Source organism: Terriglobia bacterium (assembly GCA_020073205.1).
GTDB lineage: Bacteria > Acidobacteriota > Polarisedimenticolia > Polarisedimenticolales > JAIQFR01 > JAIQFR01.
Map to the genome: position 1 here is coordinate 39,490 of JAIQFR010000011.1, position 15,883 is coordinate 55,372.

The 15,883-nt window shown below is 68.8% G+C and carries 12 protein-coding genes; all 12 read left to right on the forward strand.

Annotated elements, in window-relative coordinates; translation table 11 throughout:
- The first annotated feature begins 2 nt into the window (after positions 1 to 2).
- Positions 3 to 1,883: a penicillin-binding protein 2 gene (mrdA, locus tag LAO51_03950; GenBank protein MBZ5637892.1), complete on the forward strand. Its 1,881-nt coding sequence runs from the start codon at positions 3 to 5 to the stop codon at positions 1,881 to 1,883.
- Positions 1,858 to 2,949 (forward strand): rod shape-determining protein RodA, encoded by a 1,092-nt coding sequence (gene rodA / locus LAO51_03955; GenBank protein ID MBZ5637893.1) that lies wholly within the window; start codon positions 1,858 to 1,860, stop codon positions 2,947 to 2,949. The genes mrdA and rodA overlap by 26 nt, the downstream gene beginning before the upstream one ends.
- Before the next feature lie 90 nt (positions 2,950 to 3,039).
- On the forward strand, positions 3,040 to 5,748 hold the full coding sequence (locus LAO51_03960) for a TIGR03960 family B12-binding radical SAM protein (GenBank protein ID MBZ5637894.1): 2,709 nt from the start codon (positions 3,040 to 3,042) through the stop codon (positions 5,746 to 5,748).
- Positions 5,726 to 7,288, forward strand: a complete 1,563-nt coding sequence (locus LAO51_03965) for an Rne/Rng family ribonuclease (GenBank protein ID MBZ5637895.1) — start codon at positions 5,726 to 5,728, stop codon at positions 7,286 to 7,288. Before LAO51_03960 ends, LAO51_03965 begins: the two co-directional genes overlap by 23 nt.
- A gap of 109 nt (positions 7,289 to 7,397) precedes the next feature.
- Positions 7,398 to 9,386: a ferrous iron transport protein B gene (feoB, locus tag LAO51_03970; protein MBZ5637896.1), complete on the forward strand. Its 1,989-nt coding sequence runs from the start codon at positions 7,398 to 7,400 to the stop codon at positions 9,384 to 9,386.
- Complete coding sequence (locus LAO51_03975; protein ID MBZ5637897.1) at positions 9,383 to 9,706, forward strand: hypothetical protein; 324 nt, start codon at positions 9,383 to 9,385, stop codon at positions 9,704 to 9,706. The genes feoB and LAO51_03975 overlap by 4 nt, the downstream gene beginning before the upstream one ends.
- On the forward strand, positions 9,703 to 10,377 hold the full coding sequence (locus LAO51_03980) for a metal-dependent transcriptional regulator (protein ID MBZ5637898.1): 675 nt from the start codon (positions 9,703 to 9,705) through the stop codon (positions 10,375 to 10,377). Before LAO51_03975 ends, LAO51_03980 begins: the two co-directional genes overlap by 4 nt.
- An 86-nt stretch (positions 10,378 to 10,463) precedes the next feature.
- Positions 10,464 to 11,720: a tetratricopeptide repeat protein gene (locus LAO51_03985; protein ID MBZ5637899.1), complete on the forward strand. Its 1,257-nt coding sequence runs from the start codon at positions 10,464 to 10,466 to the stop codon at positions 11,718 to 11,720.
- On the forward strand, positions 11,717 to 12,532 hold the full coding sequence (locus tag LAO51_03990; protein ID MBZ5637900.1) for a polyphenol oxidase family protein: 816 nt from the start codon (positions 11,717 to 11,719) through the stop codon (positions 12,530 to 12,532). Before LAO51_03985 ends, LAO51_03990 begins: the two co-directional genes overlap by 4 nt.
- A gap of 115 nt (positions 12,533 to 12,647) precedes the next feature.
- Positions 12,648 to 12,962: a preprotein translocase subunit YajC gene (gene yajC / locus LAO51_03995; GenBank protein ID MBZ5637901.1), complete on the forward strand. Its 315-nt coding sequence runs from the start codon at positions 12,648 to 12,650 to the stop codon at positions 12,960 to 12,962.
- Positions 12,963 to 13,014: 52 nt separating this feature from the next.
- A complete protein-coding gene (secD, locus tag LAO51_04000; protein ID MBZ5637902.1) occupies positions 13,015 to 14,622 on the forward strand; it encodes a protein translocase subunit SecD in 1,608 nt (535 codons plus the stop codon).
- A 37-nt stretch (positions 14,623 to 14,659) separates the two neighbouring features.
- Complete coding sequence (gene secF / locus LAO51_04005; protein ID MBZ5637903.1) at positions 14,660 to 15,847, forward strand: protein translocase subunit SecF; 1,188 nt, start codon at positions 14,660 to 14,662, stop codon at positions 15,845 to 15,847.
- Positions 15,848 to 15,883 lie beyond the last annotated feature (36 nt).

Sequence of the window (15,883 nt, forward strand, 5' to 3'; positions counted from 1 at the left end):
GGATGGACTACCGGGAGCGGTGGGAGCACAAGGAGTACCTGCTCGAGCGCCGGCTCGTCCGGCGCGTGACCGTGTTCCACGTCGGAATCGTCCTCCTTCTCCTGGCCTACCTGCTGACCTTCTGGTACCTCCAGGTGGTCCGGGGAGCCGAGTACGCCCAGCTGGCCGAGAACAACCGGCTGCGGCGGATCCCGATGCCGCCCACGCGCGGGGTGATCTTCGATCGCCGCAACGAGGTGGTCGCTTCCACCCGCCCCTCCCTGAATCTCGTCCTGAGGCGCGACGGGCTCAAGGACGCCGAAGGGCAGCTCCGGCGCCTCGAATCGGTTCTCGGCGTCCCCTACGCGGAGCTGCACGACGGCCTCCTCGACATGGAGGATCGTCCGACGTTCGAGCCGCTCGTGGTCAAGGAGGACGTGGACCTGGGGGACCTGGCGAAGATCGAGGCGCGGAGGGAGTGGTTCCCGTCGGTGGAGGTGGAGCAGACCGCGCGCCGGGACTACCCCGACCGCCAGTCGGTCGCGCACGCGGTGGGCTACGTCGGAGAGGTGGGCGAGACGCAGCTCCTTGCGCAGCCCACCAACGGAACACTCGAGCTGGGCGACATCGTCGGCAAGTCCGGCGTGGAGAAGTCCTACGACGATCTCCTTCGGGGCCGGAGGGGATGGAAGCTCGTCACCGTGAACAGCCTCGGCCGACAGCTCGGCGAGGCGCAGAACGGGCGTGCGCCGGAGGACGGCCGCCAGGTCCGGGTCACCCTCGACCTGAGGCTCCAACGCGCGCTCATGGAAGGGCTGGGGGAGGACGCGGGCGCCGGGGTGTTCCTCGACCCGTGGACGGGTGACGTGCTCGCCCTGGCCTCGTCGCCCGCGTACGACCCGAACGTGTTCGCCTCCCACGTCACCCCGACGATCTGGCAGTCGCTGGTCCACGATCCGAAGCATCCGCTCCAGGACCGTGCCATCGGCAGCTTCTACGCGCCGGGCTCGACGTTCAAGGTGCTGATGTCGATCGCGGGGCTCGAGTCGGGGGCGATCTCCCCTTCGACGATCCTCCACTGCGGGGGATCGATCAACATGTACGGCCGACCGTTCCTCTGCTGGAAGAAGGGGGGGCACGGCTCGGTGGACGTCCACCGAGCGCTGGTCCAATCCTGCAACGTGTTCTTCTACCAGGTCGGTCGATCGACCGGGATCGAGACCATCGCTCGCTACGCCGACATGTTCAACCTCGGGAGGCCGACCGGGATCGATCTGCCCGGCGAAGCCGCCGGGGTGCTGCCGTCGCCTGCCTGGAAGATGCGGACGCGTGGGGAGCCCTGGTACGCCGGAGAGACGATCTCGGTGTCGATCGGGCAGGGCATTCTGGGCGTGACACCGGTCCAGATGGCGGTCCTCATGTCGGGGGTCGCGACCGGGCAGCTCCCGAGTCCCCGGTTGGTAAGGACGGATCGGCCCTCGGAGCCGAAGCCGCTCGCCGTGTCGCTCGGCACGTTCGCGATCGTGAGGAGCGCGCTCCAAGACGTGGTGGAGGAGGGGACCGGCCGAAAGGCCTCGCTGGGAACCATCTCCGTCGCCGGCAAGACCGGCACCGCGCAGGTCTACAAGAAGTCCGCGGGGATCGACGCGGACAAGCTGCCGAAGGACGAGCGCGACCACGCCTGGTTCGCCGGGTACGCCCCGGCCGACCGTCCGGAGATCGCGTTCGCCGTCGTCGTGGAGCACGGCGGGCACGGCGGCACCACCGCCGCCCCCATCGTCAAGAAGGTCCTCGAGGCCTTCTTCGCCGATCGCCTTCCGCCGAAGCAGCCCCCCGGGGCCCTCGAGGCGGGCCTCGACCGCCGCGCGGAGGCAGCGCGTGCTGACACGCCGCTTCCTCGATAGCTTCGACTTCCCCACGATGCTCGTCGCGCTGGCGCTGGGGGGGCTCGGCGTGCTCGCGATCGCCTCCGCCACGCTGGGACAGCCGGCGCGGATCGGGCTCTGGCATGTCCAGCTCGTCTGGCTCGCGATCGGTACCGTCGCCGCTCTCGTCGTGGTGGGCGTCGATTACCACGTGTGGGCGGAGTTCTCCCTCGTGGTGCATGGCTTGGTCGTCATCGCCCTCGTGACCGTGCTCTTCTTCGGCCGCGAGGTGGCCGGCAATCGCTCCTGGCTCGTGGTCGGCCCCCTGAGCTTCCAGCCCTCCGAGGTCGCCAAGTGGTCGACGTGTCTCGTCCTCGCCGCGTACCTGTCGGAGCGGGTCCGGGGGAGCATGGGGCTCCGCCAGATCGTGGAGATGGGAGTGATCGTCGGCCTCCCGACGGGGCTCGTCGCGGCACAGCCCGATACCGGCACGGCGCTGACCTTCGTCCCGATCTACCTGGCGGCGCTGTTGCTGGGCGGGCTGCGGTGGAAGGTGATCCTGATCGTGCTGCTGCTCGGAGCGCTGCTCGCTCCCGTGGGATGGGGGCACCTCAAGGAGTACCAGAAAGAGCGGATCCTGAATGTCCTGGACCCCGAGCGCGACCCGTCCGGCATCGGTTACCAGACCCGCCAGTCCAAGATCGCGGTGGGCTCGGGCAAGCTCACCGGCAAGGGGTTGTTCCGGGGGACCCAAAGCCATCTGAACTTCCTCCCCGCGCAGCACACCGACTTCATTCTCGCGGTCGTCTCGGAGGAACTCGGCTTCGCGGGCGCGGCGACCGTGCTTGCCCTCTTCTACGCGCTCCTCTACCGCGGCGTGCTGGCGGCGCGTTCTGCGCAGGACCGGCTCGGGAGTTACCTCAGCCTTCTGGTGCTGGCGTGGATCACCGGGCAGCTTGCAATCAACGTCGGCATGGTCCTCGGCCTGATGCCCACCATCGGCGTGCCGCTCCCCCTCATGTCGTACGGCGGGACCGCCCTCGTATCGGTCCTGGCCGGCGTCGGCCTGATCGTCAACGTCCGATCCCGCCGTTTCGTGAACTGAGCGGGCTCGGCCTCTCGCGCGGCCCCGGGGGGGGCGGACCCCCGATCTGTTAACATGGGCCCTTCGGCACGGTTCCTCACGGAGCAACGCATGGAGGAGGACGGCCGCCGGGGGAACGTGGACGAGGCGCTGCTCCGGCGGATCCTGGGAGGAGTCCAGCGTCCCTCCCGGTACATCGGGGGCGAGTGGAACTCCATCGTCAAGGACCACCGGAAGGTGGACCTGACCTTCGGCCTCGCGTTCCCCGACGTCTACGAGATCGGGATGTCCCACTTGGGGTTCCGGATCCTGTATGCGCTCCTGAACCGCCGCGAAGACACCGCCGCCGAGCGGGTGTTCTGCCCCTGGCCCGACATGGCGGACTCCCTGCGCCGGCACCGTGCCCCGCTTGCGACCCTGGAGACCGGGACACCGCTCCGCGAGCTCACCGTCCTGGGGTTCTCGCTGCAGTACGAGATGGCCTTCACGAACGTGCTCGAGATGCTCGACCTGGGCGGGATCCCGCTCCGGGCCGCCGACCGGAGCGATCGCGATCCCCTCGTGATCGCGGGCGGACCGGTGACGTTCAACTGCGAGCCGCTCGCGGAGTACCTCGACCTGGTGCTGATCGGCGACGCCGAGGAGGCGCTTCCGGAGACCCTAGATCGGCTGAAAGGGCTCGTCGCCGCGCGCGCTCCGCGGGAAGAGAGGATCCGCGAGCTGTCCCGGATCGAGGGGATCTACGCCCCGTCCCTCTACCGGCTCGAGCGCGAGCCCGGTCACGGCCTGCTGATCCCGGTGGACTCGGGGCTCGCGCCGTGGCCCGTGCGGCGGCGGATCGCCTACGACCTCGACCGCTTTCCCTTTCCCGACCGGATCGTGGTCCCTCACGGCGAGATCGTCCACGACAGGGTCTCGGTGGAGCTCATGCGGGGCTGTCCCGTCGGATGCCGGTTCTGCCAGGCGGGGTACGTCTATCGGCCGACGAGGGCCCGCGACCCCAATCAAGTCCGCGACACGGTCATCCGCTCAATCCGGGCCACCGGCTACGACGAGTTCTCCCTCGCCTCGCTCAACTCGGGCGAGTACCGGGCCGTTCATGGGCTCCTGTCCGACCTCATGGGCCGATTCGAGCGCGAGTCGGTCTCGGTCTCCCTCTCCTCGCTCCACGCCTCCACGATGACCCGTGAGCTGGCCGAGCAGATCCGCCGCGTGAGGAAATCGGGGTTCACCATCGCCCCCGAGGCGGGGACACAGCGCCTTCGGGACGTGGTGAACAAGAATTTGACCGGAGCACAGATCCTGGAGGCCTGCCGGCTCGCGTTCGAGGCCGGGTGGGACCTGCTCAAGCTCTACTTCATGATCGGCCTCCCCACGGAGACCGATGCCGACGTCGATGGGATCGTCGACCTGGCCCACGAGATCCTCGGGATCGGTCGACGGGCCGCGAAGGGGCGCCGGGTCGAGATCACCCTGGCCGCCTCGTCGTTCGTCCCGAAGGCGGTGTCTCCGTTCCAGTGGCTCGGCATGGACCGTCTCCCCAACCTGCGCCGGAAGCAGGAGCGTATCGGCGCCCGCATCCGCGGAGGGATTCGGTTCAAGCACCACGATGGAGAGACCAGCTTCCTCGAGGCGGTCTTCTCCCGGGGCGACCGCGCTCTCGGCCGAGTCCTCGAGCGGGCCTGGCGGAGCGGAGCGCGCTTCGACGGGTGGGCGGAGCAGTTCCGCCCGGCGGCCTGGCGGGAGGCGTTCCGCGTGGAGGGCATCGATCCCGAGCGGTACGCGCACGGGGACTGGGAACCCGATTGGCGCCTCCCATGGGACGTGACGGACTCGCGCGTCGACAGAGACTGGCTGGTGCGGGAGCTTCGGCTGGCGATGGCCGGCGAATCGCGTCCCCCGTGCGCACCCGACGCGTGCCACGGTTGCGGACCGTTCGCGGGCGAGTGCGTTGGCGGAGGCGTGGCGGCCGCCGCACGCCGGACCCTGGACCCATCGATCCCGTTGCTCTCCACCCCGTCGTCTTCCGGCCAGGGGGACGCCGTCGGCGCGGAGGACGCCCTTCCTCCGGTTCCCGGAGGTGAGACGGACATCGAGGCTCGAGTCGCGGCGGATGCCCCTTCGTACCGTTACCGCGCCCGGTTCCGTAAGAGCGGTCGGCTTCGGTACCTGGGTCACCTCGATTTGAGCCGAGCGATCTTGCGAGGGATGCGGCGGGCGCGCTTCCCGCTCGTCTATTCCCGGGGATTCAACCCGAAGCCTCGCGTCTCGTTCGGACCCGCGCTTCCGGTGGGTGTGGGGTCCGAGGGGGAGTATCTCGATCTCGAGACGCGGGCGCGCCTCGACCCCGACGAGGCGGTCGCGCGGCTCAACGATTCGCTGCCCGACGGCGTCCGGTTCACGGTGCTCCGGGAGATTCGGCGCGACGTTCCGGCGCTGGGAGGAATGGTCCGGGCGGCGCGCTACCGGGTCCTGGGCGGCGACGGGATCGACGTCGGCGGCGCCCTGGAGGCCTTCCGAGCGCGCGGAAGCGTGACCGTGAGGCGCGAGCGCAACGGCAGGCTGAAATCCTGGGACCTCGGTGAGCAGATACTGTCGCTGGAGCGTACTGGCGCCGACCGGCTGCGGCTCACGCTCGCGCTGGGAGGCGGGGAGGCCTCGATCCGGCCGGACGACGTACTGACCGAGATCTTCGGGGAGCGCGCCGGCGACCTGGACGTCATCCGCGAGGATCTTCTCCTCGACTGGGGCGGCCGGTTCCTGAATCCGCTCCTCGCGGCAACCGTGGCGGCATCCGATGGCAAGCGAGCTCCTGGTTAGTCGTCTCGGCGGGATGACCTGGGCGGCCCTCCGCGAGGACGGGGCCACCGTGGAACTGCGCGTCGAGCGCGAGGGAGACCGCGGAGCGGTAGGGCGCATCGTCAAGGGGCGAGTGACGCGCGTCCTCCCGGGGATCCAGTCGGCGTTCCTCGACGTCGGTTCCGGGCGCGACGCGTTCCTCCACGTGGGGGATCTCATGCTTCCCGGCGAGCGTCCATCGGAGCTGGTCCCCGAAGCCGAACTCGAGATCGCGCCCACCGGCGACGACGACGCGGAGGAGAGCGAGGAGGGAGACGATCTCGTCCGCGGGGATCCTCGGCCGAGGCCCAAGGTGCGGGCGGGACCGATCGAGGACCGTCTCAGGGAGGGTCGGGAGCTGCTCGTTCAGGTCGCGAGGGAGGGGATCGGGACGAAGGGCGCCCGGGTTACCTGCTTCGTCGCGCTTCCCGGCCGCTACCTCGTCTACATGCCGCAGCTCTCGTTCCGCGGGATATCGAGGAAGATCACTGACGCAGAGGAGCGCACCCGCCTTCGCGCGGTTCTCGACGCGCTCCCGCCGTCGCCGGGCGGCTTCATCGTTCGGACGGCGGGGGAGGGGGCGGAGGAGACCGCGTTCCGCGCCGACGCGGCCATGCTCCGCGCGGAATGGGAGGTGATCCAGGAGCGTGCCGCCGCGTGTCACGCCCCGTCGGTGGTCCACACCGAGCTCGACTTGCTGCTGCGGCTGCTCCGGGACGCCCCGCGCCAGGGACTCGATCGCATCGTGCTGGACGATCCGGACTACCACGATCGGGCCATCGCGTACCTGTCGACGCTGGCGCCCGCGCTCGCCGTTCGCGTACGGCTCCACGCGGGCCCCGCCCCCCTCTTGGAGTCGTTCGGGATCGACCAGGAGATCGAGAGAGCGCTCCGGCCGAAGGTGTGGCTCAGGTCGGGAGGCTACCTGGTCATTCAGCAGACCGAGGCCCTGGTCAGCATCGACGTCAACACGGGAAAATTCGTGGGCACATCAAGGCCCGAGGAGACCGTGCTCCGGACGAACCTCGAGGCGGCGGCGGAGATCGGGCGGCAGCTCAGACTCAGGGACCTGGGCGGGATCATCGTCGTGGACTTCATCGACATGGAGTCCCCGGAGAACCGGAAGCAGGTGCTCGATGCGCTGGAAGCGGCCCTGAGGCGGGATCGAGCGCGGACGAAGGTCGTCGGGCTGAGCGAGCTGGGTCTCGTCCAGCTGACCCGCAAGCGCACGCGGCCGGGAGTCGCGGCATCCCTGACGCGCTCCTGCCCTCTCTGCGGAGGCCACGGGCGGGTGAAGGCCCCCGAGACCCTCGCACGCGAGGCGCTTTCCGAGGTCCTGCGCTTGCTGCCGGGGCTCGAAGAGCAAGCGGTGGTCGTTCGAGTCCATCCTGACGTCGCATCCGCGCTCCGGATCGCCTTGGAAACCGCCGGGCCCCTCCTCCTGCTGACGCAGGCCGCCCGGGTCCGCATCGAGGAAGATCCCGGCGTCCGGCCGGATCGATTCGATGTTCTCGCGCTCTGAGAAGGGCCGTGGCGCGCCCCATCGCCTTGACAACGCTGGCGGGCTCCGATAGATTGACATCACTAGTTGAGAATTAGTCGCAACTAGGGAGAGCGCGGTGCGTCGAGCCCTGGCCACGGCGGAGTGTAGATCGCGCGCAAGCGACGACGCCCGCAGCGGCGTGGTCCTCGTAGGCAACCCCAACGTCGGGAAGAGCGCTCTGTTCGGAGCGCTGACCGGCAGATACGTGACGGTGTCGAACTACCCGGGCACCACCGTCGAGATCACGTCGGGGACGCTGAGCTGGGGGGCCTTGAAGCAGCCGATCCGCGACACGCCGGGGACGAACTCGTTCATCCCGTCCTCGGAGGACGAGCGGGTCACGCGCGACATCCTCTTGGTGGAACGGCCGAACGCGGTGGTGGCGGTCGGGGACGCCAAGAACCTCGAGAGGACGATCCTGCTGGCACTGCAGCTGTGCGAGATGTCGGTGCCGACGGTGCTCTGCCTCAACATGCTGGACGAGGCGGATGCGCGCGGCATCGTCGTGGACGCGGAGCGGCTCGGGGGCCTCCTCGGGGTCGAGGTCGTCGGAACCGTCGCCACACGGCGCCAGGGGATCGCCGAGCTCGTCGAGGCGATGGGGCGCGCCAGGATCGGGAGCGCGCCGACCGAGTACCCCGAACCGGTGCGCGCGGCCGCCGACGCGCTGGCCATCCTGATGCCCGATGCCCCGGTGTCGCGCCGCGCGCTCGCCCTGATGGTCCTGGCGGGGGACGAGACGCTGGCCGGCTGGCTCCGCGAGCGCGTCAGCGCCGAGGCCCTGCACTCGGTGGAGGAGATCCGCCAGCGGACGCGCCGGGCCTACCGGGAGCCGCTGAACTACGTGATCAACCAGGCTCGCCTTCGCGCCGCCTGGAAGATCGCCGCTCAGGTGCGCGGACGCACGCGCGAGGAGCTTTCACCACGGGGCGCCCTGGCCTCGCGGGCCGAGACGCTCACGACGCATCCGCTGTGGGGCCTTCCGGTCCTCCTGGGCGTTCTCTACGTCGCCTACCTCTTCGTCGGGAAGCTCGGCGCAGGGACGCTCGTCAACCTGCTCGAGAACGGCCTGTTCGGGAGATGGATCAACCCATGGGCGATCGCCATCGCGAACCGGACGATTCCCTGGGCTTTCTTGAGGGACCTCGTCGTCGGGCCTTACGGATTCCTCACCATGGCGATCACCTACGCGCTCGCCCTGGTCCTCCCCATCGTGGGGACGTTCTTCATCGCCTTCGGAGTCCTGGAGGATTCCGGCTACCTTCCACGTCTCGCGGTGATGGTGAACCGGGTCTTCAAGCGGATGGGGCTGAACGGCAAGGCGGTCCTCCCGATGGTCCTCGGGCTCGGATGCGACACGATGGCGACCCTGACGACGCGGATTCTCGAGACGCGCAAGGAGCGGCTCATCGTCATCCTGCTCCTCGCGCTCGGGGTTCCCTGCTCCGCCCAGCTGACGGTCGTGCTCGCGATGCTCGGGTCGCTCTCCCTTCTCGCGACCGCGATCTGGCTCGGCGTCGTGCTGGGGGTGATCTTCCTGGTGGGGATGCTCGCGGCCCGGGTCCTCCCGGGGCGGGGCAGCGACTTCGTCCTTGAGCTTCCGCCCCTCAGGATCCCGCGGCCGGGCAACATCGTCGTGAAGACGCTGGCGAGGATCGAGTGGTACCTCAAGGAGGCGGTCCCGCTGTTCGTCCTCGGGACGCTGATCCTCTTCGCCCTGGACCGCCTGAATCTGCTGGGAGCGATGGAGCGCGCGGCGGAGCCCGTCCTCTCGGGGCTCCTCGGCCTTCCCAGAGAGACCGCCGAGGCGTTCGTGATCGGGTTCCTGCGCCGCGACTTCGGGGCCGCCGGGCTCTACCACATGGCGGGGGCCGGCCAGCTCACCCCGGCCCAGGTCCTCGTCGCGGTGGTCACGATCACCCTGTTCATCCCCTGCATCGCGAACTTCTTCATGATGGTCAAGGAGCGTGGCTGGAAAACGGGGATCGCCATCGCGTCGTTCATTTTCCCGTTCGCCCTCGCCGTCGGGACCGCGCTCAACTGGCTGCTGCGCGTGTTCCCGCTCCCCCTAAGATGAGCAGCGCGGGCCCTCCCGTCCCGGGCGGGATCGTCGGAAAGCCGGCCTCTCTCGACGTCGCCGCCTTGGACCACGCGGCCGCCCCCGCCGACCTGCCGTTCTCGCCGGCGCCGGACGAGCCAGGAAACGCGTCGGTGTTCGGCTGTCCGCTCTGCGGGATGCGATTCGCCCACGGAGGGCTCGCCTGTTCCGCCTGCCCCTTGAACCTCGGCTGCGAGATCGTCCATTGTCCCAACTGCGGCTTCCAGTTTCCTCGCTCGTCGCGGCTCGTCGACTGGGCGCGCCGCTGGCTGCGGCGAGCCCGGGGAGACCGATCGTGAGCCACCACAAGGACCTCGCCGGGCACGAGATCGAGGAGCTGGCGGAGACGCTCTGGCACCTCGAGGAGGGGGGCACCGATCGGCTGGAGGATCTCCGCCGCGAGAGCGACGCGGCGGACCTCGACGCTCTCCTCGGGCGCGCCCGGGAACTGGGCCTCGCCGAGGTCGCGGACGGCGGGGTCATCCTCACCGCGCAGGGGCGGGAACTTGCGGAGCGACAGGTCCGGCGGCACCGGCTGGCGGAGCTCCTCCTGTCCACGGTCCTCGAGGTCGGCGACGAACAGGCGGTCGAGCGGAGCGCTTGCGTGATGGAGCACGTGCTCGGCGCGGCGGTCACCGACTCGGTCTGCGCGTTCCTGGGTCACCCGAAGTTCTGCCCGCACGGGAGGCCGATCCCGTCGGGCCGATGCTGCCGCTCCTTCTCGAACGCCATCGAGCCGCTGGTCCAGCCGTTGGCCCGACTCGCGGTCGGATCGACGGCACGGATCGTCTACATCGTCCCCCGGGATGCCGAGCGCCTCGTGCGCCTGTCCACGCTCGGCGTCGTCCCCGGCGCCACGCTCAAGCTCCAGCAGAAAGCCCCGGCGACGGTCCTGAGGATCGGCGAGACCACTCTCGCCGTCGATCCGGAGATCTCCGGGGAGATCTTCGTCAAGCGCTTCGAGGAATAGGCTGCTCGCGAGCCCCGCCGTTGCCACGCCTCGACCTTCGCCCCTATAATCCGGACGAGAAGGGTTGGGAGGGACGAGAGAAGCCTATGAGAGCCAGAGCGATCCTGTTCGTGCTCGCACTCGCGGTGTGGCCGCTCGCTCCCGCGCTCGCCCAGGGGGTCTCGGAGGCAAAGGGGCTGGTCGTCGACGGTGACGGCAACCCGGTCGTCGGCGCGGAGATCGTGTTCACCAACTTCATGCCGCCGAACCGCGTCTACACCCAGAAAACCGACAAGAAGGGTCGATTCTGGATGCCGAATCTCCTCCACCAGCCGTTCGACAAGAGCGGCCTGGGCAAGTGGAGGGTGACGATCAACGCCGACGGGTACACGACCGCGAAGGTGAAGATCGAGAGCCGACACGCCGACAGGACCCTCGTCGCCGACCCGTTCGAGACGAAGATCCGCATCGGCGGCCTGCCGGTGGAAGTGCTCATCTCGGGCCTCGGCCAGGCGACGGTGGATTTCACGCTTTCCAAGGAGGCGCTCCAGGAGGCGCCTTCCAAGACCGCCGCGGTCGTCGAGGATCCCTTCGACGTCGCGCGGGCGAAGTTCCAGAGCGGCGACTACGAGGGAGCGGTCGAGCCGTTCCAGAAAGCGATCGAGGCCAAGCCGGAGGAGGCGGAGCGGCGCTACCTGTTCGCCGCTGCGCTGGTCCGGCTCGATCGCCTGCCGGAGGCGGAGGCGCAGGCCGCGCGAGCCGCGCAGCTCGCGCCCGACAAGGCAGGGGCGAATCTGGTCCTGGCGGAGATCTACAGAAAGAAAGGGGACAACGCGAAGGCGTGGGACGCGATCGAGAAAGAGGCGAAGCTCGCGCCGGAGAACGTCGGCGTTCTCGAGCGAGTCGCATCGCTCGGGTCCGAGATGGGAAAGACGGACGAGGCCATCGTGGCCGCCGAGACGTTGACGCGTCTCAAGCCCGACGACCCGGAGGGGTGGATCACGCTGGGCAGCCTCTACGCCCAAAAGAACGAGCTGGAGAAATCGGAGCGGGCGTTCCGGAAGGTCGTCGATCTCGATCCGTCCAACGCCGCGCAGACCTTCTACAACATCGGCGCGGTCCTGGCGAACAAGCCCGACCCCTCCGACGCGGACAACCGGAAGATCGTCGAGGCGTTGCGCAAGGCGGTCGAGCTCAAGCCCGACTACGCCGCGGCTCACCGGGAGCTGGCCTACGCGTTCCTGAGGACCGGCGACTCGGAAGGCGCCCGCAAGGAGCTGGAGCGGTACCTGCAGCTGGAGCCGAAGGCCTCCGACGCCGCCGAGATCCAGTCCGTCGTCAAGAGCCTGACGAAGAGGAAGTGACCGGCGCGTTCGAGCTCGAGGAGGTGGACGGGCTCCTGCTCGTCAGGTGCCGCGCCCTCGCGGCCATCCCGGGAATCCTCCACGCGTTCTCGACGGCGAGGGAGGGGGTCTCCGCGGGGTTCGACCTCGGCACCGCGCACGCCGGGGATCCTTCGGTCCAGTCGCGCCGGGAGCGATTCCTGGCGGCGGCAGGATTCGTGGGTTGCACCGCGGCGATCGTCCGCCAGGTTCACGGCACGCGGGTGGTCCGCGCCTCCGATACCGCCTCCGAGCCGGAGGCCGATGGGGTGGCGTGGCACTCGGGCGAGCCCGTGGGTCGCATCCCGGCGGTGCGCACCGCGGACTGCGTCCCGATCCTGATGGCCGAACGTCGGGGTCGGGCCGCCGCCGCGCTTCATGCGGGGTGGAGAGGGGCGGCGGCGGGGATGGCTTCGAAGGCAGTCGAGGAGCTGGCGGCCGGGGGGATCCCACCCTCGGACCTGGTAGCGGCCTTGGGCCCCGCGATCCTCGGGTGCTGCTACGAGATCGGATGGGAGGTCGAGGAGGCCTTGGGCGCCTCGGTCCCCGCCGGCCGTGGCGGAGACGTGTCACGCACTGACTCACGGGGGAGGATCAAGGCAGATCTCCACGCCACGATCCGCTGGCAACTTGTCGCGTCCGGCGTGCCCGAGGGGGCGATCCACTGTGCCCCTTGGTGCACCCGATGTCGCGCCGACCTCTTCCACTCGTACCGGCGGCAAGGGGCCAACGCAGGGCGAATGATGGCGTGCATCGGACCGGCCGTCCAGGCCCCCCGCCGGGGAGATCCTTGACGCCGACGCCCCGGTGCGTCACAATCCCCGACTTCGTCCCGAGATGCCGCGATCGGCGAGGGCCGAAGACGCCCTTCCGCGAGAGGGTCGAGTGCGCCCGAGGAGATCAACACCCATGAGCCCAGTCCTCTCTGGATTCCTGGCCGCCGCGCCGCCGCCCGGGGCGCAGCCGCAGCCGCTCTGGTGGACGTTCGGCCCCGTCGTTCTGGTTTTCGTCATCTTCTATTTCCTTCTCATCGCGCCGGCACGGAAGAAACAGAAGCGGCACCAGGAAATGCTCAACGATCTCAAGCCGGGGGACCGCGTAATCACCCAGGGGGGGATCCACGGTACCATTTCTGGCGTGAGCGATGCCGTCGTCCAGCTCAAGATCGCCGATCAGGTCAAGGTCGAGGTGGACAAGCGGTCGATCACGGACAAGGTGCAGTGAGGCGTCAACGCCCCGTGGCCCGAGGGCTGGCGGCGGGAGAGAGGTCGATTCGATGTCCAAGAACATGAGATGGAAGGTCCCCCTCATCGTGGTGGTCGTGGGGCTCGCGGGTTTCTACCTCTACCCCCCCAAGGACCGCATCAACCTGGGGCTCGACCTCCGCGGCGGGTCCCACATCATCATGCAGGTGGAGACCCAGTCCGCGGTCAAGTACGAGATGGATCTGACGGTCAGCCGGATCGGCCAGGCCTTCAAGGACAAGGGTCTTCCGTTTGCCGGAATGGCGACCCCGACGCCGGGCGTCCTCGAGCTCAAGGGCACCGATCCCGCCCGCAGGGGCGACGTCCGCCGGGTCCTCGACGATTACGTCGGGCAGTGGGACATTCGAGACCTCGGCTCGGGGAGCTGGCGGGTCGCGATGCCCCCGATGATCCAGAACACCATCGAGGTCAACGCGGTGGAGACGACGCTCACCACCATCCGGAACCGGATCGACGAGCTGGGGGTGCGTGAGCCGATCGTCCAGAAAGAAGGGATCAAGGGAGACCGCATCCTGATCCAGCTTCCCGGTGTCGAGGATCCCGAGCGTGCGAAAGAGGTGATGCAGGATCCCGCGGTCCTCGAGTGGAAGACCGTCATCTACCCGCCCGGGGTCACGGACTACCAGAACTGGATTCCGCCGACCTCGCAGGAGGAGGCCACCAAGCTGTTCGGCGGGCAGCTTCCGCCGGACACGGTGCTCTACCCCCAGCGCGTCGCGGCTCGGGACGGCACCGGCACCACCACCCTCTGGTGGCCGCTCAACAAGATCTCCACGATCGTCGGCAACGACCTCAAGAACGCCATCCGTGAGCAGAACCAGTGGGGCGAGGCCACCGTCGGCTTCCAGCTGAGCCAGGACGCCGGAAGGCGATTCGAGACCGCGACCCGGGAGAACATCCACAAGAAGATGGCGATCGTGCTGGGGGGGGTCCAGAGCAAGCAGGTGATCTCCGCGCCGGTGATCGAGGACGTGATCCGCGACCGGGGGCAGATCCACGGGAGCTTCGACACCAACTCGGCGGAGGATCTGGCGCTCAAGCTGCGGTCCGGGTCGATCCCGACCGATGTGACCATCATCGAGGAGCGGACCGTCGGCCCGTCTCTGGGCCGGGACTCGATCAAGGCCGGCATCGTCGCCTCGCTCGTCGGCTTCGTGGGAGTGATGCTCTTCATGCTGGTCTACTACCGCGGCTCCGGGATCAACGCGGTGGTGGCGCTCATGCTGAACGTGGTGCTGGTCATGGGAGCGATGGGGTACTTCAAGGCGACCCTCACGCTCCCCGGGATCGCGGGGCTGATCCTCACGGTGGGCATGGCGGTGGACAGCAACGTCCTCATCTTCGAGAGGATCCGGGAGGAGCTGCACCTGGGGAAGACCGTGCGCTCGGCCGTGGACCTCGGATTCAGCCGGGCCTTCATGACCATCGTGGACACCCACGTGACCACGCTGGTTTCCTCGTTCTTCCTCTTCACCTACGGGACGGGGCCGGTCAAGGGTTTCGCCGTCACGCTGACCGTCGGGCTGATCTTCTCGATGTTCACGGCCGTTTTCGTGTCGCGGGTCATCTTCGATCTGGTGCTGGGAGAAGGCCGGCCGGTCGAGTCGCTCAGCATCTGATGCCGGAGGGCTCCACGCGCGGAGCCGGGAGTGGGTCGTGCTGCAGATCTTCAGGAATCCCAAGATCGACTTCATGGGAAAGCGCAGCCTCTGGGTGGGGCTGTCCATCGCGGTGGTGCTGGGCTCGGCGATCGTCGTGCCGATCCACGGCATCAAGATGGGGATCGAGTTCACCGGCGGGACCGAGGTGCAGGTCAAGTACGCGACCTCGCCCAATCTCGGCGCGATACGGTCGGAGCTGGACCGCGCGGGGTTCACGAACCACCTGGTGACGACCATCGGGAAGCCCGAGGAGAACGAGGTCTACATCCGGCTGGGCCTGGTCTCCGCGGTGAAGGAGGAGAACCTCACCCCGAAGGTGGTCACGGCCCTCAGGGCCGAGGACGTGAGGCGGCGGATCGAGTCCCACGGGGTCGACCTCAACAACGCCGACGAGTCTTCGCTCAAGACCCTCCTCGAATCCTCGCCCGACCTGGCCCGCGAGGATGCACAGAAGATCGCCGCGGGCATCGTGGAGGCCCGGAAGGAGAAGGCGATCTTCCGATCGGTGGACGACCTCGCGGGGGTGCCGGGAATGAAGCCCCCGGCGATGGAGGTCCTGCGCCAGCGGGCCTTCACCGGTCCCTTCGCGGTGCGGAGCGAGTCCTACATCGGCCCCGCGATCGGCCGCGAGCTCGTCAAGAAGGCGCTGCTGGCGATCCTGGGCTCGATGGTGGGGATGCTGGCCTACATCTGGTTCCGGTTCGAGTTCCAGTGGGGGCTCGCGGCGGTGGTGGCCCTGGTCCACGACACCGCGGTGTCCCTGCTGCTCTTCTCGCTCTCCGGCTACGAGATGAGCCTTCCGGTGGTCGCGGCGTTCCTGACCCTCGTCGGCTACTCGACCAACGACACCGTCGTCGTGTTCGACCGGATCCGGGAGAACCTGAAGCTCCGGGGGGGCGAGGACCTGATCGGCCTCATCAACGACTCGATCAACCAGACGCTGAGCCGGACCATCATCACGTCCGGCCTGACCTGGGTTGTCGTGGTGGCCCTTCTCGCGCTGGGCGGCGAGGCGCTCCGACCGTTCTCGTTCGTCATGACGATCGGGATCATCGTCGGGACCTACTCGTCGATCTACATCGCCAGCCCGATCCTTGTCGTCTGGAAGCACTACTTCAAGAAGAAGGGGAAGTTCGCGGCCACCGGGGCCCGGCCGGGCGCCCGGAAGGTCCGGGCCTCCTGAGCCCCGGCGGGACGACCCGCACCGCGCTCGCCCGCT

Coding starts and splice junctions, on each gene's coding strand:
- LAO51_03985 (MBZ5637899.1), top strand. CDS start 10,464: ATGAGAGCCAGAGCGATCCTGTTCGTGCTCGCACTCGCGGTGTGGCCG.
- secD (MBZ5637902.1), top strand. CDS start 13,015: ATGTCCAAGAACATGAGATGGAAGGTCCCCCTCATCGTGGTGGTCGTG.
- mrdA (MBZ5637892.1), top strand. CDS start 3: ATGGACTACCGGGAGCGGTGGGAGCACAAGGAGTACCTGCTCGAGCGC.
- yajC (MBZ5637901.1), top strand. CDS start 12,648: ATGAGCCCAGTCCTCTCTGGATTCCTGGCCGCCGCGCCGCCGCCCGGG.
- LAO51_03975 (MBZ5637897.1), top strand. CDS start 9,383: ATGAGCAGCGCGGGCCCTCCCGTCCCGGGCGGGATCGTCGGAAAGCCG.
- LAO51_03965 (MBZ5637895.1), top strand. CDS start 5,726: ATGGCAAGCGAGCTCCTGGTTAGTCGTCTCGGCGGGATGACCTGGGCG.
- LAO51_03960 (MBZ5637894.1), top strand. CDS start 3,040: ATGGAGGAGGACGGCCGCCGGGGGAACGTGGACGAGGCGCTGCTCCGG.